Origin of the sequence: Spiroplasma endosymbiont of Lasioglossum malachurum (assembly GCF_964020065.1) — a bacterium.
In the GTDB taxonomy this organism is placed as follows: domain Bacteria; phylum Bacillota_I; class Bacilli_A; order Mycoplasmatales; family VBWQ01; genus Spiroplasma_E.
This window is the reverse complement of record NZ_OZ026534.1, coordinates 696,118-717,629: the sequence shown is the minus strand read 5'-3', so window position 1 is coordinate 717,629 and position 21,512 is coordinate 696,118. Positions and strand designations below refer to the sequence as shown.

Below are 21,512 nucleotides of genomic sequence, written 5' to 3'. Positions count from 1 at the left end.
GATTTTAATAACGGTGGTTTAATTATTATTTAACGGGTTTTACTGTTTTAATTTCTTTAATTCTAGCAGCTTTACCGCTTAATTTACGTAAGTAGAAAATACGTGCTCTTCTTACTTTACCCTTACGAATAACATTAATTTTATCAATTAATGGTGAATGTAAAGCAAATGTTTTTTCGACACCTTTACCACCAACAGTTTTACGAACAATAACATTTTGCGTAATTCCTGAACCTTTGCGAGCAATAACTACTCCTTCAAACATTTGAATACGTTCTTTTTTTTCTTCTTTAATTTTAGAAAAAACTTGGATTGTATCTCCAGATTTAAAATTAGGAAGATTATGATTTAGTTGACTTTCGCTAACTAATTTAATAATTGCATTTTGCATGTTTTATTTCTCCTTTCGTTTATTTTTTTTAAGTGAAGATTTATATTCTTCAATTATTATTTTATCTTTTGCAGATAATTGATATTTTTTAAATAAATCAATTCTTTTTTTATAAGTATTAATTAATGCTTGTTGATGACGATATTCTGCTATCTTTTCATGGTGACCACCAATTAAAACTTCTGGAACTTTCATACCTAGTACTTCTTCTGGTCTTGTATATGTTGGATAATCCAATAATGAGTTATTAAAAGAATCATTAAGATGAGATTGATGTTGAATAACATTAGGAATTAACCTAGTAATACAATCAATAATAACCATTGCTGGTAATTCACCACCAGTTAATACATAATCACCAATTGAAATCTCTTCATCAATATAAGACATAATGCGTTCATCAATACCTTCGTAATGACCACAAACTAAAATATAATTAATATTTTTTTGACTATATTTATAAGCTAATTGTTGATTTCATTGTTGACCTTGTGGACTAAGTAAAATTGTTTTAGCCTTAGGATATTTAAGTTTTACGCTATTAATAGCATTAATTACTGGCATTGCTTGTAAAACCATACCATTGCCACCACCATAAGGAGCATCATCAACTTGTTGGTGTTTATTATTAGCAAAACTTCTAATATCAATAATATCAATGCTAATTTGTTTTTTAGTAATAGCTCGTTTGATGATTGATGTTTGCATAAAATCATTAAAAGCATTGGGAAATAAAGTTATAATTGTGAATTGGTTTTTAGTCATTATTAATTAATCCTTCAATAATATTAAAATAAACTTTTTGTTCTTCTTTATTAATTTTATTAATAAATACTTTATTATTAGGAATAAAAAAGGTTTTTTTATTAGTCATTTTTATTTCTCATAAACCTTGATGATTATTATCTAAGAAAGCAATAACTTTTCCTAAAAAAGCATTATTATTAGCATCAAATGCTTCATAATTTAGAATATCTTCATAAAATCAAGGTAAGTTGTCATTAATTATTTCTTCAGTATTAATAACTAAATTTTTATTTTTCATACCTTCTACTAACTCAATAGTATTATAATTTTCAAATGTTAATAATAAAAACTGTTTATGATTTCTTACTCTTGAAATAATTAAAGGTGTTAGTTGTTTAGTTTCTTCTAAATAAACTGTTGTTTTTTCTTTTCATGAAAATTTATTACCATAATAATTACATAAAACCTTAACTTCACCAATAAGACCATGAGTATTAACAATAGTACCTAATTCTAAATATTTCATCTTAAAACTCATTAATTACTAATTTAATAGTATTGTTTTCTAAATATGCTTTGCTTTCAATAATTGTTGATAATGCACGAATAGTATTTCCTTTTTTACCAATCAATACTGATATTAATGATTGGTACCATTAATATTAAATCATAGTGATTTTTTTCTACTAATTCGCGAATCTCAACTTCACAAATTTTATCAAGTAAAATTGGTTCAATTAAACCTTCTAACAATGTTACATACATATTAATTAATCACTTGTAGCATATTTTAATATTAAGTAGCGGGTGCTTCTTCTTTTTTAATAGAATCAGTAGTAGGAGTTTTTTTATTTTTTACAGTAACTTTTTTTGTTATTTTTTTAGGTTTGCTACTTTTTCTCTCTTGTCTTAAATTATGAAATTTAGTCATAATTCCTTCTGCTGATAATAAACTACGAACAGTTTCTGTTGGTTGAGCACCATTTGATAAAAATTTTAATGCTTTTACTTCATCGATAGTTACTTGTTTTTCTTTGCTTGTTGGATTATAAGTACCTAATTTATCAATATATCTACCATTTAGTTTTGTTCTTGCATCAATCGCAACAATTCTGTAACTAGGTTGCACTGATTTACTTTTTCCTGTTGGTATTAAGCGTAATTTAACCATAAATTACCTCCTTCTATTAATTTGTGGCAAATAAACCTTTTTAATAATATCTTATTCACATAATGATGTCAAGTTAAAATACTTAACAGATAAAAAGATTTTAAAATAATAATTTCTTTATTTTTACTAAGTTACATATTTTTTCTAAATAAATAAGTTTTTCTATTAAAAACACTTACTGATGTAAGTATTTAAATAATTTATTTATTAATATTTAATTATTAAAATTAACAATTATTTTAATAACTATATTTATCTATTTACATTTTTGGCAAAATTGGTTTACTAAAAATACTGGTTGATTGAGAACTTACGTCATCATCATTAATAAATGGATTTAATTTTTCTGGATAAGAAGATTCTTCACTATCACTACTTGCATTTGAATCAAAACCACTATCTTGTGAACAAAATGAACTTCTTTTTTTTACTTAGTACTTCAATTGCTTTCTCTGCAATTTCACATTCAGGTTCATTATTAGTTTTTTCACTGAGCATTTTTTTAAATTCTTCTTCTAAAATGTCAACTTCTGCAAGAACACTAGTTATTTCAAACATATTTTTCTTTAGTTTTTCAATCAAAATAGTAGTTTTTTCTTGTTTTAGTTTTTCATTTTCTAATTCTTTCCCTTTTATCAATTCTTCATTATTAATTTTATAATTTTCTAATTCTTCTTGTTGAACTGTTATTTTTTTATTTCAATCTCAAAAACCAAAAGTAATGGATTAAAAACTTATATTAAAGTTAATAATTATATTATACATAAAAATTTATTTATTTTTCATAAAATTAGTTTTTTTTACTCTTATTAAAGTCAAAATACTATAATTTTAATAATCTATTTTATAATTAATTTATAGTAAAAAATGCTTTTAATTAATAATTATCGCTAATACTAAAGTTTTTTATTACAATTAATAATAATTTCCAAAAAGAAGAAGTTTCAAATATTATGTGTTAGAATAAGAATACAAGATTCACACTATCACATCTTGTCCCATAAGTGTTTAACTAAGTTTTTGATTATAAAATTAATATTTAAAAAATTAGAAAAAATATAAAAGTTTATAAAAAACTTGCATAACAAATTATACTTATTTAAAAATTATTAGACTCCCTTGTATAAAGAATTTGAGATAAAATATGAGCATTACTTCAATTTTAAAGTATATGTTGATGTTATATAAATATAATAATAGTAACCTACTTTAAAATCATTAAATAATTTTAAAAATAACATTTTAGAATTTAAAGTTAATAATATTTTTTAACTTGTTTAAAAAATTATTAAAATTGGTAATTTTTACTAAAATTTAAAAAAGTCATTTATAATGATAGGAGATTAAAAGAGATAACTGACTTTTAAAATATATTTTAATTAAAAGTTATCAAATTATAAAAGAAAGTTAGGTGCCAAATAATGTTAATTAATATAACAACTAATAATTACATCATTAAAATAGAGGTTTTTTATTTCAATGTTTCATTGATGCAAACTTAACTATTGAACAAAAAAATACATCTGATTATCTAATGATTTAAAAAATTTTTAAATATTTTTTCAAGTGATTTAAAAATCTAAAGTTAATAGTCATTTTTTAACTTGTTTAAAAAAATTATTAAAATTGGTAATTTTTACTAAAATTTAAAAAAGTCATTTATAATGATAGAATATTAAAGAAGATAGTTGACCTTAAAACACTTTTTAATTAAATTATTAAAACTACAAAAAAGAAAGTTAGGTGCCAAATAATGTTAATTAACAAAACAGCTGATGAGTGTATCATTGAAACTGGCGGTGCTTTATTCCAATGTTTCGTTGATACAAATTTAACTGTTGATCAAAAAAAAATGTGTATAAATTGAATTGTTTTATTTTTAAACTATCAAGATGCAGTTATTCTTTGTGATGAAGAAAAAATTAATAGTTTACAAAAAGAACTTTCAGAAACATTCACAACAGATTATTATAAAAATGCTTTAAAAGAATTTAATAATGCAAATCTTATATATAAAAAAACTATACTTACCAATTTTAAAAACGTATGTTTGGAAAATACTTCACAAGATATTATTAATATTATCACTCAATTCCATCAGTCATTTATTAAAACAATAGATGAACATAAAAAATCACTTACCTTTTTGAATTTTAATAAAATATATGAAAATCTTTTATTATTATTTTTTATAATTCACTACCATTTAGGCTATCAATTTAAACAAGAATTAATTCCAATCATTAGAAGTTTCACTAATATGATTAAAATTCCTATTTATATTGAACAAAATGATAGTCATGTTAAAATGTTATTAATGAAAAAAATTTTGCAAGATAATGAACAATTATTTGAAGATCTCGAATTAATTCAATTGAGAAACTTTATTCATAGTTTAGATGATATATTTGCTAATGGTCTTAATATTAGTAGTGCTATTGAAAAATTAATATTAACTAGACCACATAAAATAAAACATTCAATGAATATGTTATTTAAAAAACACGGTATTAAACTACAAGAAATACTTTGAAAAAATAATAAAGAAAGTAATCCTACCATTGGTAATATGATTATGCACTTATTTGCTTATGAAACATATTATGTGCAAAGAAATCACAACTATGAAACATATGAACAACTAGTATTAAATAATGTTTTAACAGATCCTCTTTTTCAAAAAATATTTATTGAATATAAAACAAAAAATCAAATCAATAAGGTTATTTAAAAATAATGATTACTTTAATTTTTTACTTAGAAAATTAAAGTAATTTTTTTATACTTTTTTTATTTATAGATTATATATAAATATTTTTAAATATCATTATAAAATTAACTTGTCACTACTATTGGTTTTTTATCCAAAGTGACATAATTAACATTTTTATCTCAAAAGGAACAATAATAAAATGTCAACAAATAAATATGATTTTGATATTGAAAAAGATAAAAATTGAGAACAAGCAGTGAAATGTAAAGAAAATATTTTTATTAAATGCCGAACAGAAAAAAAATACTATTATATGCAAATTATTAGAAGATAAAGATAAAACAGAAATGCAACAAAATGAAGTAAAAACATTTCAAACACCATTTAAAAAAAGAACGTCAGAAAATAATAATTTATGTAATGAAAATTTAGAAAATATACAATTTGAACAAATAACTACATGAAATAAATATTTACAAAAAGAAATTAACAGTAATACCACTAATTATTTTTTTGATAAAAAAAGAAGAAGCAATACTTTTTAATCAATATTATATTAATTTTACAATAAAAATGTACCTTTAAATTTTTAGGTACATTTTTATTATTTTCTATTTTTTATTAACTTTGTATCATTCTAATTCTAAATCTTGTGCAACATCCATAACTACTTCTGACATTGTTGGATGTGGATGACAAGAAGAGGCTAATTCAACAATAGTACCTTCCGTTTGCATAATATTAATAATTTCAGCAATTATATCAGTAGCCGTTGAACATAAAATATGAGCACCTAGGATTTCTCCATATTTTTTATCAATAATTATTTTAACAAAACCATCAGTCTCACCATCAGCCAATGCCTTACCATTAATAGTAAATGGTATTTTCTTCATCAAATATTCTTTACCTAAAGATTTACATTCAGTTTCAGTTAAACCAACACTTGCCACTTCAGGGAATGAATAAATACAACTAGGCATTTTATTATAATCTACTTCTTGCTCTTTCAATGGCTGATTATCAGCATCCGTTCTACCTTCTTTAACTAAAATATTATTAAGTGCTGCTAATCCTTGTGTTGACGCAACGTGAGCAAGCATTCTTTGACCATTAGCATCTCCAATTACATATATATTATCAATAACATTATTGTTAGCATCTAAAGCTTCCAATTTATTATTTACGGCAAATGCTTGATTGGGTTTAATTTGAATTCCCAAATTAGTAAAACCTTCAGTAATTGGCGTTCTTCCAGTACTTAATAAACAATAGTCGCTAGTTACTGTTAATGGTTTTTTATGTTCTTTATCGGTTGCAGCATAATAAGTTAAAGTTTTATCCTTTAATTCATTAACACTATGACCAGTAATAATATTAACACCATTTTTTTCAAGAATTTTAGTTAAAGTTGTACTAATATCTTCATCTAGTAATGCTAAAATACGATCTAAATATTCAATAATAGTAACTTTAGTACCAAGTGTACTAAATAAACAAGCAAACTCAATTCCAATAACACCACCACCAATAATAGTTAGTGTTTTTGGAACTTCTTTTAAAGAAAGAAGTTCAGTCGAAGTTAATAATGTTTGGTTTGTTTTTAAATCTTTTTCACTTAAACCTTGTGGACCATTAGGATTATCAAACATTTTTACTTTTGAACCAGTAGCAATTATCATATATTTAGTAGTATATTTCTTTTCTTTACCGTCTTTAGCTTTCATTAAAATCGTATTTTTATCAATAGTACTTCCAGTCCCTAATAATTGTTCAACTTTATTAGATTTCATTAAAAAGCCAACACCACCAGTTAAACCTTGAACAACACCAGCTTTACGATCTTGCATTACTTTTCAATTAATTTCAATATTTTTTTTATCTTTAATAGCAACACCATATTTATCAGCATTTTCAATATAATGAAAAACTTTTGCGCCCTTTAGTAACGTCTTAGTAGGAATACATCCAACATTTAAACAGACTCCACCTCAGTTATCTTTTTCAACAATTGCAGTTTTTAAACCCATCTTTGCTGCTCGAGCCGCTGTTACATAACCACCAGGACCTGCCCCGATAATTATTAAATCAAAATCATAGTTAGACATCTTTTACATTTTCTCCTTAAGCTAAAATTAATGTTGGATTTTCTAATAACTCTTTAAGTCGAGAAAGGAAATAACCAGCAGGTGCACCATCAATAACACGATGATCAATTGAAAGTGATAATGGAAAGAACTTATGTTCAACAATTTTACCATCAGCAATAATTAGTTTTTTTTGCATCATTCCTAGACCCAAAATTGCTACTTCTGGATAATTAATAACTGGTGTTCCCATTTCAATTCCTGCTGAACCAAAATTAGTAATAGTAAATGATCCACCTTGCATTTCATCACCTTTTAATAGCCCCTTACGAGCTTTATCACCCAATGAATTAACTTGTCTTGCTATTTCAAATAATGAAAGTTGATCAGCATTTTTAATAACAGGAACTACTAAACCCTTTTCAGTATCAGCTGCCATACCAATGTTATAATATTTTTTAACAAGAATTTCATTATTAGCCATGTTCAAAGTTGAATTAAGTAATTTAAATCGTTCTTCTTTTAACGCTTTAGTAACAGCCTTTACAAAGAATGGCATAAATGTTAATTTAGCACTACCATCTGGATCTTTTTCCGCTGGTTCTTTTAAAGTTGCACGTAATTGTACTAAGTTTTCAGCATCAACATTAATCATTAAACTAACATGTGGTGCTGTATAAACTGATAATGACATTTGATTAGCAACAGCCTTACGAATTCCTGATAATGGTAAATGTTCAACATTACCAAAACTTTCGATTTTAGTAACATTAATACCTTGTGAACTAATAGTTGTAGCAGAAACTGAAGATATTGAATTAATAGGTGTTGTTGATGCAGTAGCACTAGTTGTTGTACCACCATTCTTGGCATTTAATAAATCATCTTTTAAAATTCTACCACGAGGACCAGTTCCTTTAATTGTTCCCATATCAACACCTAAGTCACGAGCCATTCTACGTGCTAATGGTGTTGCTAATACTTTACCCGTTTGTTGAATAGGTTGCACATTTTGTTTTGGTAATTCAACTGGTGATACTGTAGATGTACTAGCAACTGATTCAGATTTTGGTGAAGAATTTGTTGATGAAGGACTTTTATTATCACTAATCGTCCCACCAAACTCAACAATAACAGCACCTGACTTAATACTATCTCCTTCTTTAACAAGAATCTTAGAAACTTTACCATCTGCTTCGGCTTTAATACTATCTGAAGCTTTATCTGCTTCGATATCAACAACATTATCACCTTTTTTTACATTATCTCCAACTTTAACATGAATTTGAGTTACAGTAACTTCATCTATTCCATCCATATCTTTAAACTTCAATTCCATCTTTTCACTTTCCTTTCTTTAAACAACTAACTAAACTGGATAATTCATCATTAGTTTAACTTTTTCCATAATTTTATCTGGACTAATTATAAATCATTTTTCACCTTTAGACAGTGGAACAGTAATATCATAACCCGTTAATCTTGTTGGAGGACATTCTAAATATTCAAAACACTTTTCATTAACAACGGTAATAATTTCTGAGGCAACTGAAAATGAACGAACTGCTTCTGAAACAACTAATAATCTTCCTGTTTTTTTAACAGAATTAACAACTGTTTCTTCATCTCATGGTTGTAATGTTTGTAAATCAATTAATTCAATTTTAAAATTTTCTTTTTCTTCTAAAATTTTAACAGCAGCTTCACAATCATAAACTTTTGAACCATAAGTTACAATCGTTAAATCAGGTTTTTCTTCAGCCTTATATTCTTTAAGAACTTTAGCTTTACCAAGAACAGCCACTTCATAAGCATCACTAACTTCTTCTCTAACATCATATGTATAATTATTGCTAGTATAACTATTGAAATAAGTTCCTAAACATTCTAAAACAATAACAGGATCTGGACTTTCAATTGCTGCCAATAATAATTTTTTAGTATCATTAGGTTTTGAAGTCATAACTACTTTTAAACCTGGAATATGACAAAATAAAGCTTCAATTGCTTCTGAATGATGCTCCAAAGCACCATTATTACCATTATTTCAATCATATGAAGGCATACGTACTACCATTGGACAAGTGAATCTACCACGAGAACGATTTCTCATTCGTGCAGTATGACATAACAATTGTTGAAAAGCAGGGAAAGCAAATCCTGAAAATTGCATTTCAATAATTGGATTTAAACCATTAATTGCCATTCCAACGGCACTACCAGCAATAACTGCTTCAGCAATTGGTGCATCAAAACAACGATTAACGCCAAATTTTGCTTGTAAACCTTTAGTTGCTCGAAAAACACCACCAACATTACCGGCATCTTCACCATAAACAACAACATTAGGATTTTTTTTCATTGCTAATTCTAAGGCTAAAGTAATAGCTTGCACATTATTTCTTTTCATAATTATTTTTTCTCTCCTTCATTGAAGAAAGCTTTTGCTTCTGCTTTTTGTTCTATTAATTGTGGTGTTAATTTTTCATATGTATAATCAAATATTTCATCAATTGAAACACTTTCATTTTTTAATGCTCAAGTAATTGCATCATTAACCTTTTTAGTAATTTGTTTATCTAATTCTGCTTGTTTGTTGTCATCTCAAAGTTTAATTGATTTTAAATATTCTCTAATACGATTGATTGGATCTTTTTTTAATCATTCTTGTTCAATTTTATAATCTTCAGCAGAAAAATAATCTTTTTTAATATCAAAAGCAGAATGCGCATTTTGACGATAAGTAACAGCTTCAATTAATGAAGGACCATTACCTTTTTTTGCTCTTTCAATTGCTTCTTGTGTAGCATAATAAACAGCAAAAAAATCATTACCATCAACACGAATATTAGGTACACCAAATGCTGTTCCTTTTTGTGCAAAAGTTGGACTCATTGTTGCTTTAGCAGTTGGTGTATCTAATGATCACTGATTATTTTCAACAAAGAAAACAACAGCTAATTTATGGATAGCAGCAAAATTAATTGCTTCAGAAAACTCACCTTCAGAAGTACCACCATCACCAATCGTAGTAATAACAATTCCTTTATCTTTTTTATATTTTTCAGCAAAAGCAATACCTGTTGCATGTGAATATTGAGTAGCAATTGGAATATTAACTGGTAAAATATTAACACCTTTCGGCATTTGACTTCCCATTTCATTTCCTAATCAATATTGAATTACTTTTTCAACTGGATATCCAGCAGTAATTCATGCTGCATTATTACGATAAGCCGGTACTAATCAATCAATACCTGGTCGTAAGCAACTAGCATAAGCAACTTCAACACCTTCTTGACCTTTTGAAGATAAAAAGTTAATAACTTTTCCGATTACTTTTGGAATTCCATTTACTAATTTAACTTGTCCTTTTTCATCTTTTTCATAGTTTAATTCCATTTGCATTTGTTCTTGTATTCGTGAAAAACACATGTTTTCATATGCTTTTAATAAAACCTTACTATCAAATTTTTTTAAATAATCAACAAAATTAGGATTAATTACTCCTTTTTCATTTAATATTTGAAAAATTTCTTTTTGGGGATTATCAAATTTCTCAACTCACATTTAAATTTTCCTCCTAAATATTTTAGTTAATTGCAGTTACACTTTTAATTATACTAATTTTTAAAATAATGAATGAACATACCTTTTTATTATACTACTAATAATTGTTGGTTCAAGATAATTTGTACTAAAATATTAATTTATCTCCGGTTTTATTAATATACTATTTTTTTTATTTCCTATTATCATGTAAAAATGAAAAATATATTCTAACAATAAACAAAACAGAAAAAATAATTTAAATCATAATATCATTGTTTATTTATTTTTTACAACATAAAGTCCTAATAAAATTAGGACTTTATAATAAAATTTATAATCGCTAAATTGTAAAGGTAAGTGCAACTAAATTATTTTTCTATCCAAATATTCGATTGGTGAAAGATAATTTAATATTTTTCTCGGTCTTTGATTTAAAGACAATATAAATTTATGAACTTCATTTTTATTAGTTTTTGAAAAAATAAATTTTTTAGGAAATTTTTCTCTAATTAAACCATTAGTATTTTCATTAGTACCTCTTTGTCAAGGTGAATATGGATTGGCAAATTTGGGAGGTTCCCAAAAAAGTAGGAAGATGAATTACTAGATAAATAAATTCTTTTCAAAATTACCATTTTAAAATGATGATAGACAAATTAAATTCTCTTTTACCCTTAAATTTATATTCGACGTATTTTAAAAAATATACATTTAAAAAATTATTATCAAAGGAAAAAGACAAGAAATAATCTTGTCTTTTTTTGTAATTGTAAAATTTTAAAATTTTTATTATTAACACCCTTTAAATATCTACTACACGCAGTGACCAAGTGGGAGAAAGTTAATAATTAATAATCTTCTTTAACACTATCATCAACACGTGTTAGAGAATTAAAACAGTGAACCACAACACAGTTGTTAAAAATAGTGGCTAAAAAATGTGGACTTGCATGGATAAATAAAAAGTGGAGTGATACCTAATAAAATATACTAACCATTAATGGTAATTCTTGGGGTGGGAGCGAATTGGAAACTAGTATATATAGACCTGTTGTAGGGACCTATTGTATTAATTCTATTCTTTATTTAACCAACCTTGCCACTCCCCAGTGAGCAAGCGTTGGTTTTATTTTTTATTTTTTTTGAAAAATTTTTTGGGCGAGAAAATAAATTTCAAACTTGTAAAAAAAATTGAGCGGTGCCGATTCAATTAAAATATTAATTTATTAAACATAAATTAAATAAATATTGAATCGAATGCCTCGATTTCTTTTTAAAATTTCACAATTTATTTTTGAGCCCAGAATTGCTGGAATGAATAAAACGAATAGTAGTATTATTAATAATCTAAAAATCAAAATATATGTTCTTTATGCTAGAAGCAACAGAACATATTAGGAAAGGATTATTATGCAAATAGAATTTAAAAAAGAACAAATTGTTAAAGATAAACCACAATCTATTCTTATTGATTATGTTGAATATAAATTATCGCTTCCAAAATGAATGATTAAAAATAATTGTTTTATTATTGATAATAGTTACAATATTGAGTTTTTAATTTAGAAAATATTAAAAGAGAATTAAGTGGTAATGAATTAATAAAATTATTAGAACCATATATTAAAGACCAAAAAATAGCTGTTAATAAACCAACCGCTCCAAAAGAATATTATCTTAATGATATAAAACTTGAACCATTAACGTTTTATGAACAGCATAATAGTTGATTTATTGGTGAAATAACAGATAATAAAACTAAAATTACTAATCCTTGTTTTAAATATAACATTACGTGAGAAGAAAACAGAAAAGGTTTTAAAATAAATAATCCATATAAACATGATGATTTACCAATTAATTATATAGTTACTTCTTATAAAGAAATTTCAACTCATAATGAAAAAGTATTTTTGTTGAACATGTAAACAAAATAAATTAGATTATTTATTCTTTAATACTAATGATATTAAAACAAGAAAATATTTTTTAAGAGATAAAAATAGTAAAGCAATTTGTTATGACTGTATTTTAAATATTAGGTTAAGTAGGAGGTATAAATATGGATAAAGAATATTTAACTAAAAGAGGAACGATTTGCATACCAGACAGTGATGATATTGAATTTAAAATAGGACTAATTAAACTGATTGATGATTTAAAAAAAGATAATTTAGTTTGTGGTCATAAAGAATTTATTGAAGAATGTAAATATTGTTGATGTAATTGTGATTTAGAAATTATTAAAACAGTTATTAGAGGTTAACTTAATTAATGCAATATGACTTAATTATTGGAATTGACCCTGCTGGTATTGGTAATAATGGAATTGTTATATATTCAAATGAAACTAATAATATTGTTTTTAATGAAACATTTAATACATTAACTGTTTTATGAACTAAAAATATGTATAAAGAAAAATTTCAATTAATTAAAGAAAAATTTATTGATAAAAAAATATTAGTTATTGTAGAAAATTTCTTTTTAAGTTCAAAACAATTATTAACTAATCCATTAGCAACACCTAAAATTATTGGTGCATTAATGGTATTAGTACAAGATGTTTTCAACTGAGATTATCTAGAAAACCACCCAAAAAATAAAAGTAAAATAGAAGATTATAAAGGAAATATAAAATTTACAAAACATGAACAAGATGCATATAAGCATATTCAATATTATTTAAAAAATCATAAAAAAATATTAATTTTTGATAATTATTTAAGGAAATTATAAACATGAAAGATAAAGCAAATTATGTCAAATTAACAGTAAAACTTAGTAATACTATTGAAGCAAAACATTACGAAAAAGGTAATAAAGAATTATATTATAGTGTTCGAGGTCAGTGAAATGGTTTAAACTATGTTACTTTAATTTTTAACAACCCAAAATTTTATAGACGATGTATTTTATTAAATAAAAATGATGAAATTATAGTAACTGGTGAAATCTTTAATACTTTAAACATTCCTAAAAATCGTGCATTTTGTTCAATTAATGTTAAATGATTTAAAAAATGAAAAGAGTAAAAAATGATATTATGAAAAATTTTATTAATAGTACCAATATTAATAACAATTATAACACTAATAATATTTTTAATATTTATTATTAAAGAATTAAAAAATGAATATAAAGTATTAAAAATATTAAGTGAAATTGCTAATCAAACTGAAAATAAGGAGAATAAATAATGAATAAAGAAAAATTAATTAAATATTTAATTAATAATAGAGCAAATGCTTATAATGGACAACAATTTTTATTATCTTCAAATAAAGACCCAAATATAAAAGGTATTGATGAATTAATTAAAAGAATTAAAAATCGTGAATTTGATAATGAATAAATTAAAGTTAAATTCTTTTGAGAAGTGAATAGAAGCAAATACTAAATTGTATTGAGATGAAAAAGAAGAAACATTTAAAAATAATGATAATAAAAATTAAAAAGAATAATAAATGTGGTTATGGTAGAGTTTATGCCCATAAATGTAGCAACTTATGTAAACAAAAACAAAATAAAAGAGTTAGAAAAGAAAGGTTAAATTATGAATAAAGAAAAATTAATTTATTATCTTGATAATGAATTTATGGAATTACTTAAAGATGATATTAGTAATTGAAAACTTAAATTAATAATGAAATTACAAGAAAAGATTCAAAATGGAGAATTTGACTAATGATAATATTACCAACTTTGTTTGAAAATAAAGATGAAATTGAAATATTATCACCATTTCCAAAAGCAATTCATACAAGTAATGATATTAGAGCAATTATTTTAAGATTATACCCAAATGTTAAATCAAAACACATAATTGTTTCTGACCCAGAAAGTAATGTTGCATTAATAGTTGGTGATAATGATGTTTATCAAGGATGAATTAAAGTAACAGTTAAAAAATTAGAAATTAAAGGAGAATAAATAATGATTAGTGAAAAACATATATGTGCTAGTCATAAACCTAATAAATGTATAGTAGCAAATTATCAATATCAATTAGAACAATTTTGATTAACTTATTTAAATGAAATATATAACCAAGGAATTAAAGATTACTTTAATGAAAAAATAAAGGAGAATAAAATGGATTATAAAGAAAAAATTAAAATTAGAATTCATGAATTTGAATTATATGATTATCAAGTAAATACTTTATTAGATATTGTAAGAGAAATGTTAAAAGCAAATAAAGGAGATTAAAATGCCAAGTATAGAAAATACACAATCAAATTATACTTTAACTAAATTAATTAGAACTGGTATAAGTCCAATTTGTGCAATGATTGGTACAAGTGCTTATTATGGTCAAGTAATTGTAAATCCAGTATTAGGTTCAATTAATAGTTTATTATTTGGTAAAAAATTAGGTTTAGATATATGAAATTTAAATCAAAGACCAAATACTAAAACTAAATTAATTAATAGTTCTAAAAAAATTATTTTAGGTTTAGGAACAATTGGTTTAGCAAATTATAGTAAATGAACAGAAAATAATATTAATCCTATTATTCCAACAACACCAACTCCAATAACTACTACAACTACAACAGAAGGTCCTCCATGATTACTATTAAATAAACAAGAAAATCAGTCATTAATGGATTGAGATACATATATTAGTTTAAATGCTTATGGTATATCAAATCTTATTAGTGGATTAACTGAGTTAATACCTAATAAATTTGAAGCAATAAGAAAAATTTGTAATATGGCAACTGGTGGATATTTAATTTCAAGTGGTGTTGCAATAGGTATTAATAATGATTTTAATAATGCTTATGCAGTACCTACCATAGTTGCTGGTGCAAGTGAAATTATCCATAATTTACTTCCAATAGAAACAAATCATAATAGAGAAATGCAAGAAACTTCATTTACAAATGAAACTGCAAGATTAATAAATGATAATAGATTTACTATTAATAGTGAAACAAGTAGTCAATATGGCGCTAATATGAGTGATGTAATTTTAGATAATGCTTCATTAAATTGAGATTATAATCATATGAGTTTATAAAGGAGGTGAAAAGCAATGAATAAAGAAAAAATTATTGAATATTATAACAACGAATTAAAAACATATAAAGAAAGAATGGAACAATTAAATAAAGAAATATCTTTATTAGTAATTATTATCAGTAATTCACAGTCAATGATTGAAAGAATTAATGGTGGTCAATTTGATGAATAATTAAAAAATAAATAATTGAAAGGAAAATATTCAAATGCAAGAAATTTTAAAAGCACTTGAAACAATTGGAATAAGCACTGGTATATTAATTTGCAGAGAAATTATTGTTTTATTAAAAAGATTTATTACAACTCCAAAACATGTTAGAGCAAATAACAAAATTATCAAACATCAAAAAAAATTAGCAAAATTAAATGAAAAAATTAATAAAGGAGAAAAATAATATGACAAAAATTGAATTTAATAAAAAATATAGAAAACAAGATATCAGTATGAGGCTTTTTAATAATCTGTGTATCTTTGTTTTGCAAAGTACTAGTTCAAATTAATTCTATCTTCAAATTTTATCATAAAATGAGCAATTGCTGTATTTCAATTTTGGAGGTTTTTTAATAATCTGTGTATCTTTGTTTTGCAAAGTACTAGTTCAGATTAATTCTGTCTTCAAATTTTATCATAAAATGAGCAATTGCTGTATTTCAATTTTGAATGGGCATTGTTCATTTTTTTGTTATATTTTCAATTGCTAAGTAAAATATTTTGAAAACTGCCATATCATTTGGTAATGTTTAGTAATCTGTGTAACTTACAAAAATAACTATGTTTAATTAATTCTAGTAAATATAATTAAATGACTAGAAAGAGTGAGTTACAGATGGCTAAAAAAGATAACTTTAATAATAATGATCCAATATCAAAAGCAGTAGATTTATTATTAGAAAATACTGAAGATTTAACAACAGTTTTTAAAGAAGGGGGTTTATATAAAGAATTAACAAAACGTTTAGTTGAAAAAATGTTGAATTCTGAGATGCAAAATTATTTAGGATATGAAAAAAATCAACATAGTAATAGTGACAATGCTCGTAATGGTATAAGTTCAAAAAAATTAATAACTCAACAAGGTAAAATTGAGATTGATGTACCACGAGATCGTAATAGTAATTTTACTCCTGTAATAGTGCCAAAAAGACAGAGAAGATTTGATGGTTTTGATCAACAAGTTCTTTCCTTATATGCAAAAGGTATGACATTATCAGATATTAGAATGCAGTTACAAGAGTTATATCATGGTGCTGATATTAGTGAAAGTGTTATTAGTCACAAATTACTGATGATGTGATTGATGATGTCAAAGCATGACAAAATAGACCATTAGAAGGCATTTATCCCATTGTTTATTTTGATTGTATAGTAGTTAAAGTACGACAAGATAAACGCATTATTAACAAATCAGTTTATATAGCTTTAGGTGTTGATTTAGAAGGTAAAAAAGATGTTTTAGGTTTATGAATTAGTGAAAATGAAGGCGCTAAATTTTGATTAGCAAATTTCACAGAAATGAAAAATCGTGGCTTAAATGATATTCTTATTGCTTGTAGTGACAACTTAACAGGCATGTCAGAAGCAATACAATCAGTTTATCCTAAAACTGAACATCAATTATGTATAGTTCATCAAATCAGAAATAGTTTAAAATATGTTTCATACAAACATCGAAAATCACTAGTTACAGATTTAAAGCCAATTTATAATGCATGTAGTGAAGAACAAGCAATGCAAGCTTTAGAATCATTTGAAAGTAAATGAAATAAACACTATCCTCAAATTGCTAAATCTTGATATAAAAATTGAGATAATTTAATGATTTTTATTAGTTATCCTCCAGAAATCAAAAGAGTGATTTATACTACAAATTCTATTGAATCTGTTAATAGTCAATTACGAAAAGTCATCAGAAATAAAAAAGTTTTTCCAAATGATATGGCAGTTTTCAAAATATTTTATTTAGCAATTGAAAATATAACAAAAAAATGAACAATGCCCATTCAAAATTGAAATACAGCAATTGCTCATTTTATGATAAAATTTGAAGACAGAATTAATCTGAACTAGTACTTTGCAAAACAAAGAAACACAGATTACTAAAAAGCCTCCAGAATTAATCTGAACTAGTACTTTGCAAAACAAAGATACACAGATTATTAAAAAACCTCCAAAATTGAAATACAGCAATTGCTCATTTTATGATAAAATTTGAAGATAGAATTAATTTGAACTAGTACTTTGCAAAACAAAGATACACAGATTATTAAAAAGCCTCATACTGATATCTTGTTTTCTATATTTTTTATTAAATTCAATTTTTGTCATATTATTTTTCTCCTTTATTAATTTTTTCATTTAATTTTGCTAATTTTTTTTGATGTTTGATAATTTTGTTATTTGCTCTAACATGTTTTGGAGTTGTAATAAATCTTTTTAATAAAACAATAATTTCTCTGCAAATTAATATACCAGTGCTTATTCCAATTGTTTCAAGTGCTTTTAAAATTTCTTGCATTTGAATATTTTCCTTTCAATTATTTATTTTTTAATTATTCATCAAATTGACCACCATTAATTCTTTCAATCATTGACTGTGAATTACTGATAATAATTACTAATAAAGATATTTCTTTATTTAATTGTTCCATTCTTTCTTTATATGTTTTTAATTCGTTGTTATAATATTCAATAATTTTTTCTTTATTCATTGCTTTTCACCTCCTTTATAAACTCATATGATTATAATCTCAATTTAATGAAGCATTATCTAAAATTACATCACTCATATTAGCGCCATATTGACTACTTGTTTCACTATTAATAGTAAATCTATTATCATTTATTAATCTTGCAGTTTCATTTGTAAATGAAGTTTCTTGCATTTCTCTATTATGATTTGTTTCTATTGGAAGTAAATTATGGATAATTTCACTTGCACCAGCAACTATGGTAGGTACTGCATAAGCATTATTAAAATCATTATTAATACCTATTGCAACACCACTTGAAATTAAATATCCACCAGTTGCCATATTACAAATTTTTCTTATTGCTTCAAATTTATTAGGTATTAACTCAGTTAATCCACTAATAAGATTTGATATACCATAAGCATTTAAACTAATATATGTATCTCAATCCATTAATGACTGATTTTCTTGTTTATTTAATAGTAATCATGGAGGACCTTCTGTTGTAGTTGTAGTAGTTATTGGAGTTGGTGTTGTTGGAATAATAGGATTAATATTATTTTCTGTTCATTTACTATAATTTGCTAAACCAATTGTTCCTAAACCTAAAATAATTTTTTTAGAACTATTAATTAATTTAGTTTTAGTATTTGGTCTTTGATTTAAATTTCATATATCTAAACCTAATTTTTTACCAAATAATAAACTATTAATTGAACCTAATACTGGATTTACAATTACTTGACCATAATAAGCACTTGTACCAATCATTGCACAAATTGGACTTATACCAGTTCTAATTAATTTAGTTAAAGTATAATTTGATTGTGTATTTTCTATACTTGGCATTTTAATCTCCTTTATTTGCTTTTAACATTTCTCTTACAATATCTAATAAAGTATTTACTTGATAATCATATAATTCAAATTCATGAATTCTAATTTTAATTTTTTCTTTATAATCCATTTTATTCTCCTTTATTTTTTCATTAAAGTAATCTTTAATTCCTTGGTTATATATTTCATTTAAATAAGTTAATCAAAATTGTTCTAATTGATATTGATAATTTGCTACTATACATTTATTAGGTTTATGACTAGCACATATATGTTTTTCACTAATCATTATTTATTCTCCTTTAATTTCTAATTTTTTAACTGTTACTTTAATTCATTCTTGATAAACATCATTATCACCAACTATTAATGCAACATTACTTTCTGGGTCAGAAACAATTATGTGTTTTGATTTAACATTTGGGTATAATCTTAAAATAATTGCTCTAATATCATTACTTGTATGAATTGCTTTTGGAAATGGTGATAATATTTCAATTTCATCTTTATTTTCAAACAAAGTTGGTAATATTATCATTAGTCAAATTCTCCATTTTGAATCTTTTCTTGTAATTTCATTATTAATTTAAGTTTTCAATTACTAATATCATCTTTAAGTAATTCCATAAATTCATTATCAAGATAATAAATTAATTTTTCTTTATTCATAATTTAACCTTTCTTTTCTAACTCTTTTATTTTGTTTTTGTTTACATAAGTTGCTACATTTATGGGCATAAACTCTACCATAACCACATTTATTATTCTTTTTAATTTTTATTATCATTATTTTTAAATGTTTCTTCTTTTTCATCTCAATACAATTTAGTATTTGCTTCTATTCACTTCTCAAAAGAATTTAACTTTAATTTATTCATTATCAAATTCACGATTTTTAATTCTTTTAATTAATTCATCAATACCTTTTATATTTGGGTCTTTATTTGAAGATAATAAAAATTGTTGTCCATTATAAGCATTTGCTCTATTATTAATTAAATATTTAATTAATTTTTCTTTATTCATTATTTATTCTCCTTATTTTCAGTTTGATTAGCAATTTCACTTAATATTTTTAATACTTTATATTCATTTTTTAATTCTTTAATAATAAATATTAAAAATATTATTAGTGTTATAATTGTTATTAATATTTATTACATTTAAAAATAACCATTTTAATATAAATTGAAATATTATAAGTTCTATTACCAAGCATTTCTTTTAAAACATGTCAAATATTAGTTTCAGTAAAGCAACCAATATTTCATTTTGCACCTTGATTTTCAATACCTTGTTTATTATTTTTAAAATATTTTTTCTTTAATTTTTTATGATTATCTAATTCTTTATATAAATAATCAATTAATTGTTCATATTGACCATTATTAATTAAATTTTTACAGTAATTATATTCTTTTAAATATTTTCCTTTATTTCCCGCCATTATTCCAAGATATAATGTTCTAATTAAATGGAATTTATCTAAAACAAACTGTGCACCTAAATAATCAGCAACTTCTTTAATTCATCCTGCACTATCACCACAAATAATAATTTTTGCTTGTTCAATGTTTTCATAAAATTTTTGACAATGTTCTTTAACAAATTCAGCAGTTTTTTTAACGCCAATTGCTGTTTTTGTTGGTCTTATAATTGCCTTTACTCTTTTATTTTGTACTTTATGATTAATATTATCTGTATATGTTGTTATTAATCTCATAGAGTGTTTTATACCTTTACGTTTAAAATCTCAAAACTTTCGATATCCATCATCAATTGCTACAAAAATAGGTTGATTTTTTTCTAATTTTACTTTTACTGGATTTGCTTCAATTACTTCTAAATTTTTAAAAACTCTATGAACAGTACTAACACTAATACCTGCTTTTTTACAAATAGCACAAATATCATGATATCTTTTTCCATCAGCAAAATATTCAATAATAGTTTGTTCAACATCTTCACCAATTCTTTTATATTTAGGTAATTCTAGTCATTCATCAACTAAACAAACACGAACTCATTTTTGTAATTTTTCATCAAAATATTCATAAATTCTTCTTTTATAAGTTACTAATCCATACATTATTTTTCTTGTTCGATATTGATAATCAACAATTTTATATTTCTTTTTATCTCTTGTATTTTTTATTCTTCAATCTCATTTTTCTCATTTTTTTGTTATATGTTCTAAAACTAATTTATCAATTTTTGCACTTTGTTCTCTAAAATTTCATTTATAATTAAAATTCACATTTACTTCTCCTAACTATTTTAAAAAATTCTAAA

At 24.1% G+C, this 21,512-nt stretch carries 31 protein-coding genes and 2 pseudogenes; 15 read left to right on the top strand and 18 right to left on the bottom strand.

Annotation, left to right across the window (positions count from 1 at the left end):
- Positions 1-25: 25 nt before the first annotated feature.
- The 5 genes from rplS to AACK95_RS04070 all read right to left on the bottom strand — a co-directional run bounded on the left by rplS (position 26) and on the right by AACK95_RS04070 (position 2,948).
- Complete coding sequence (rplS, locus tag AACK95_RS04090) at positions 26-391, bottom strand: 50S ribosomal protein L19 (protein ID WP_252319419.1); 366 nt, start codon at positions 389-391, stop codon at positions 26-28.
- 3 nt (positions 392-394) lie between these two features.
- Positions 395-1,156, bottom strand: a complete 762-nt coding sequence (gene trmD, locus AACK95_RS04085) for a tRNA (guanosine(37)-N1)-methyltransferase TrmD (protein ID WP_338979473.1) — start codon at positions 1,154-1,156, stop codon at positions 395-397.
- The gene (rimM, locus tag AACK95_RS04080; protein ID WP_252319423.1) at positions 1,149-1,664 is read right to left on the bottom strand and encodes a ribosome maturation factor RimM; all 516 of its coding nucleotides are present in this window, start codon (positions 1,662-1,664) and stop codon (positions 1,149-1,151) included. Before rimM ends, trmD begins: the two co-directional genes overlap by 8 nt.
- Before the next feature lie 270 nt (positions 1,665-1,934).
- On the bottom strand, positions 1,935-2,309 hold the full coding sequence (gene rpsP, locus AACK95_RS04075; protein WP_338979470.1) for a 30S ribosomal protein S16: 375 nt from the start codon (positions 2,307-2,309) through the stop codon (positions 1,935-1,937).
- Between the two features lie 396 nt (positions 2,310-2,705).
- Positions 2,706-2,948, bottom strand: coding sequence for a hypothetical protein (locus AACK95_RS04070; protein ID WP_338979468.1), 243 nt, complete (start codon positions 2,946-2,948; stop codon positions 2,706-2,708).
- A 1,114-nt stretch (positions 2,949-4,062) separates the two neighbouring features.
- On the opposite strand from AACK95_RS04070, the gene AACK95_RS04065 reads away from it, so the two are divergent.
- Together AACK95_RS04065 and AACK95_RS04060 are read left to right on the top strand one after the other, a co-directional pair.
- The gene (locus AACK95_RS04065; RefSeq protein ID WP_338979466.1) at positions 4,063-5,040 is read left to right on the top strand and encodes a hypothetical protein; all 978 of its coding nucleotides are present in this window, start codon (positions 4,063-4,065) and stop codon (positions 5,038-5,040) included.
- A gap of 209 nt (positions 5,041-5,249) precedes the next feature.
- Complete coding sequence (locus tag AACK95_RS04060; protein WP_338979464.1) at positions 5,250-5,567, top strand: hypothetical protein; 318 nt, start codon at positions 5,250-5,252, stop codon at positions 5,565-5,567.
- A gap of 66 nt (positions 5,568-5,633) precedes the next feature.
- Here the strand turns inward: AACK95_RS04060 and lpdA are convergent, their stop codons facing one another.
- Genes lpdA through AACK95_RS04040 form a run of 4 tightly spaced genes read right to left on the bottom strand, consistent with a single transcriptional unit; the run spans position 5,634 to position 10,679 of the window.
- Positions 5,634-7,130 (bottom strand): dihydrolipoyl dehydrogenase, encoded by a 1,497-nt coding sequence (gene lpdA, locus AACK95_RS04055; protein WP_338979462.1) that lies wholly within the window; start codon positions 7,128-7,130, stop codon positions 5,634-5,636.
- A 16-nt stretch (positions 7,131-7,146) separates the two neighbouring features.
- Positions 7,147-8,448, bottom strand: a complete 1,302-nt coding sequence (locus tag AACK95_RS04050) for a dihydrolipoamide acetyltransferase family protein (RefSeq protein ID WP_338979461.1) — start codon at positions 8,446-8,448, stop codon at positions 7,147-7,149.
- Between the two features lie 30 nt (positions 8,449-8,478).
- Positions 8,479-9,519, bottom strand: a complete 1,041-nt coding sequence (locus tag AACK95_RS04045; RefSeq protein ID WP_338979459.1) for an alpha-ketoacid dehydrogenase subunit beta — start codon at positions 9,517-9,519, stop codon at positions 8,479-8,481.
- A gap of 2 nt (positions 9,520-9,521) precedes the next feature.
- The gene (locus AACK95_RS04040) at positions 9,522-10,679 is read right to left on the bottom strand and encodes a thiamine pyrophosphate-dependent enzyme (protein ID WP_338979458.1); all 1,158 of its coding nucleotides are present in this window, start codon (positions 10,677-10,679) and stop codon (positions 9,522-9,524) included.
- 1,392 nt (positions 10,680-12,071) lie between these two features.
- Here AACK95_RS04040 and AACK95_RS04035 point away from each other — a divergent pair.
- From AACK95_RS04035 to AACK95_RS03980, 12 genes are all read left to right on the top strand, one after another.
- The gene (locus AACK95_RS04035; RefSeq protein WP_338979457.1) at positions 12,072-12,227 is read left to right on the top strand and encodes a hypothetical protein; all 156 of its coding nucleotides are present in this window, start codon (positions 12,072-12,074) and stop codon (positions 12,225-12,227) included.
- A 496-nt stretch (positions 12,228-12,723) separates the two neighbouring features.
- Positions 12,724-12,927 (top strand): hypothetical protein, encoded by a 204-nt coding sequence (locus AACK95_RS04030; RefSeq protein ID WP_281748672.1) that lies wholly within the window; start codon positions 12,724-12,726, stop codon positions 12,925-12,927.
- 8 nt (positions 12,928-12,935) lie between these two features.
- Positions 12,936-13,400 carry a hypothetical protein gene (locus AACK95_RS04025; RefSeq protein ID WP_338979456.1) on the top strand — a complete coding sequence of 155 codons (465 nt, stop codon included), beginning with the start codon at positions 12,936-12,938 and terminating at the stop codon, positions 13,398-13,400.
- 2 nt (positions 13,401-13,402) lie between these two features.
- On the top strand, positions 13,403-13,696 hold the full coding sequence (locus tag AACK95_RS04020; protein ID WP_338979454.1) for a hypothetical protein: 294 nt from the start codon (positions 13,403-13,405) through the stop codon (positions 13,694-13,696).
- Between the two features lie 3 nt (positions 13,697-13,699).
- Complete coding sequence (locus tag AACK95_RS04015) at positions 13,700-13,861, top strand: hypothetical protein (protein ID WP_338979453.1); 162 nt, start codon at positions 13,700-13,702, stop codon at positions 13,859-13,861.
- The gene (locus AACK95_RS04010; protein ID WP_338979440.1) at positions 13,861-14,016 is read left to right on the top strand and encodes a hypothetical protein; all 156 of its coding nucleotides are present in this window, start codon (positions 13,861-13,863) and stop codon (positions 14,014-14,016) included. Before AACK95_RS04015 ends, AACK95_RS04010 begins: the two co-directional genes overlap by 1 nt.
- Positions 14,017-14,217: 201 nt before the next feature.
- Complete coding sequence (locus AACK95_RS04005) at positions 14,218-14,349, top strand: hypothetical protein (protein WP_338979441.1); 132 nt, start codon at positions 14,218-14,220, stop codon at positions 14,347-14,349.
- Positions 14,349-14,594, top strand: coding sequence for a hypothetical protein (locus AACK95_RS04000; protein ID WP_338979451.1), 246 nt, complete (start codon positions 14,349-14,351; stop codon positions 14,592-14,594). Before AACK95_RS04005 ends, AACK95_RS04000 begins: the two co-directional genes overlap by 1 nt.
- A 3-nt stretch (positions 14,595-14,597) precedes the next feature.
- Positions 14,598-14,873, top strand: a complete 276-nt coding sequence (locus tag AACK95_RS03995) for a hypothetical protein (protein WP_338979443.1) — start codon at positions 14,598-14,600, stop codon at positions 14,871-14,873.
- 1 nt (position 14,874) lies between these two features.
- Positions 14,875-15,690, top strand: a complete 816-nt coding sequence (locus AACK95_RS03990; protein WP_338979445.1) for a hypothetical protein — start codon at positions 14,875-14,877, stop codon at positions 15,688-15,690.
- A 15-nt stretch (positions 15,691-15,705) separates the two neighbouring features.
- Positions 15,706-15,864, top strand: coding sequence for a hypothetical protein (locus AACK95_RS03985; RefSeq protein WP_338979446.1), 159 nt, complete (start codon positions 15,706-15,708; stop codon positions 15,862-15,864).
- Positions 15,865-15,898: 34 nt separating this feature from the next.
- The gene (locus AACK95_RS03980) at positions 15,899-16,087 is read left to right on the top strand and encodes a hypothetical protein (RefSeq protein WP_338979447.1); all 189 of its coding nucleotides are present in this window, start codon (positions 15,899-15,901) and stop codon (positions 16,085-16,087) included.
- Positions 16,088-16,286: 199 nt separating this feature from the next.
- Here the strand turns inward: AACK95_RS03980 and AACK95_RS03975 are convergent.
- Positions 16,287-16,427, bottom strand: a pseudogene (locus tag AACK95_RS03975) (IS256 family transposase); the annotation flags it as partial.
- A gap of 92 nt (positions 16,428-16,519) precedes the next feature.
- Here AACK95_RS03975 and AACK95_RS03970 point away from each other — a divergent pair.
- A pseudogene (locus AACK95_RS03970) lies at positions 16,520-17,760 on the top strand (IS256 family transposase).
- A 259-nt stretch (positions 17,761-18,019) separates the two neighbouring features.
- On the opposite strand, the gene AACK95_RS03965 reads toward AACK95_RS03970, so the two are convergent.
- From AACK95_RS03965 to AACK95_RS03930, 8 genes are all read right to left on the bottom strand, one after another.
- On the bottom strand, positions 18,020-18,208 hold the full coding sequence (locus AACK95_RS03965; protein ID WP_338979447.1) for a hypothetical protein: 189 nt from the start codon (positions 18,206-18,208) through the stop codon (positions 18,020-18,022).
- 34 nt (positions 18,209-18,242) lie between these two features.
- Positions 18,243-18,401, bottom strand: coding sequence for a hypothetical protein (locus AACK95_RS03960; RefSeq protein ID WP_338979446.1), 159 nt, complete (start codon positions 18,399-18,401; stop codon positions 18,243-18,245).
- 15 nt (positions 18,402-18,416) lie between these two features.
- A complete protein-coding gene (locus AACK95_RS03955; RefSeq protein ID WP_338979445.1) occupies positions 18,417-19,232 on the bottom strand; it encodes a hypothetical protein in 816 nt (271 codons plus the stop codon).
- Between the two features lies 1 nt (position 19,233).
- Positions 19,234-19,509: a hypothetical protein gene (locus AACK95_RS03950; RefSeq protein WP_338979443.1), complete on the bottom strand. Its 276-nt coding sequence runs from the start codon at positions 19,507-19,509 to the stop codon at positions 19,234-19,236.
- A gap of 3 nt (positions 19,510-19,512) precedes the next feature.
- Positions 19,513-19,758 carry a hypothetical protein gene (locus tag AACK95_RS03945; protein WP_338979442.1) on the bottom strand — a complete coding sequence of 82 codons (246 nt, stop codon included), beginning with the start codon at positions 19,756-19,758 and terminating at the stop codon, positions 19,513-19,515.
- Entirely contained in the window at positions 19,758-19,889 is a 132-nt protein-coding gene (locus AACK95_RS03940; RefSeq protein ID WP_338979441.1) for a hypothetical protein, read from the bottom strand. The genes AACK95_RS03945 and AACK95_RS03940 overlap by 1 nt, the downstream gene beginning before the upstream one ends.
- 201 nt (positions 19,890-20,090) lie before the next feature.
- Positions 20,091-20,246, bottom strand: coding sequence for a hypothetical protein (locus tag AACK95_RS03935; protein WP_338979440.1), 156 nt, complete (start codon positions 20,244-20,246; stop codon positions 20,091-20,093).
- Positions 20,247-20,367: 121 nt separating this feature from the next.
- Positions 20,368-21,477 carry an Mbov_0401 family ICE element transposase-like protein gene (locus AACK95_RS03930; RefSeq protein WP_338979439.1) on the bottom strand — a complete coding sequence of 370 codons (1,110 nt, stop codon included), beginning with the start codon at positions 21,475-21,477 and terminating at the stop codon, positions 20,368-20,370.
- Between the last annotated feature and the right edge of the window lie 35 nt (positions 21,478-21,512).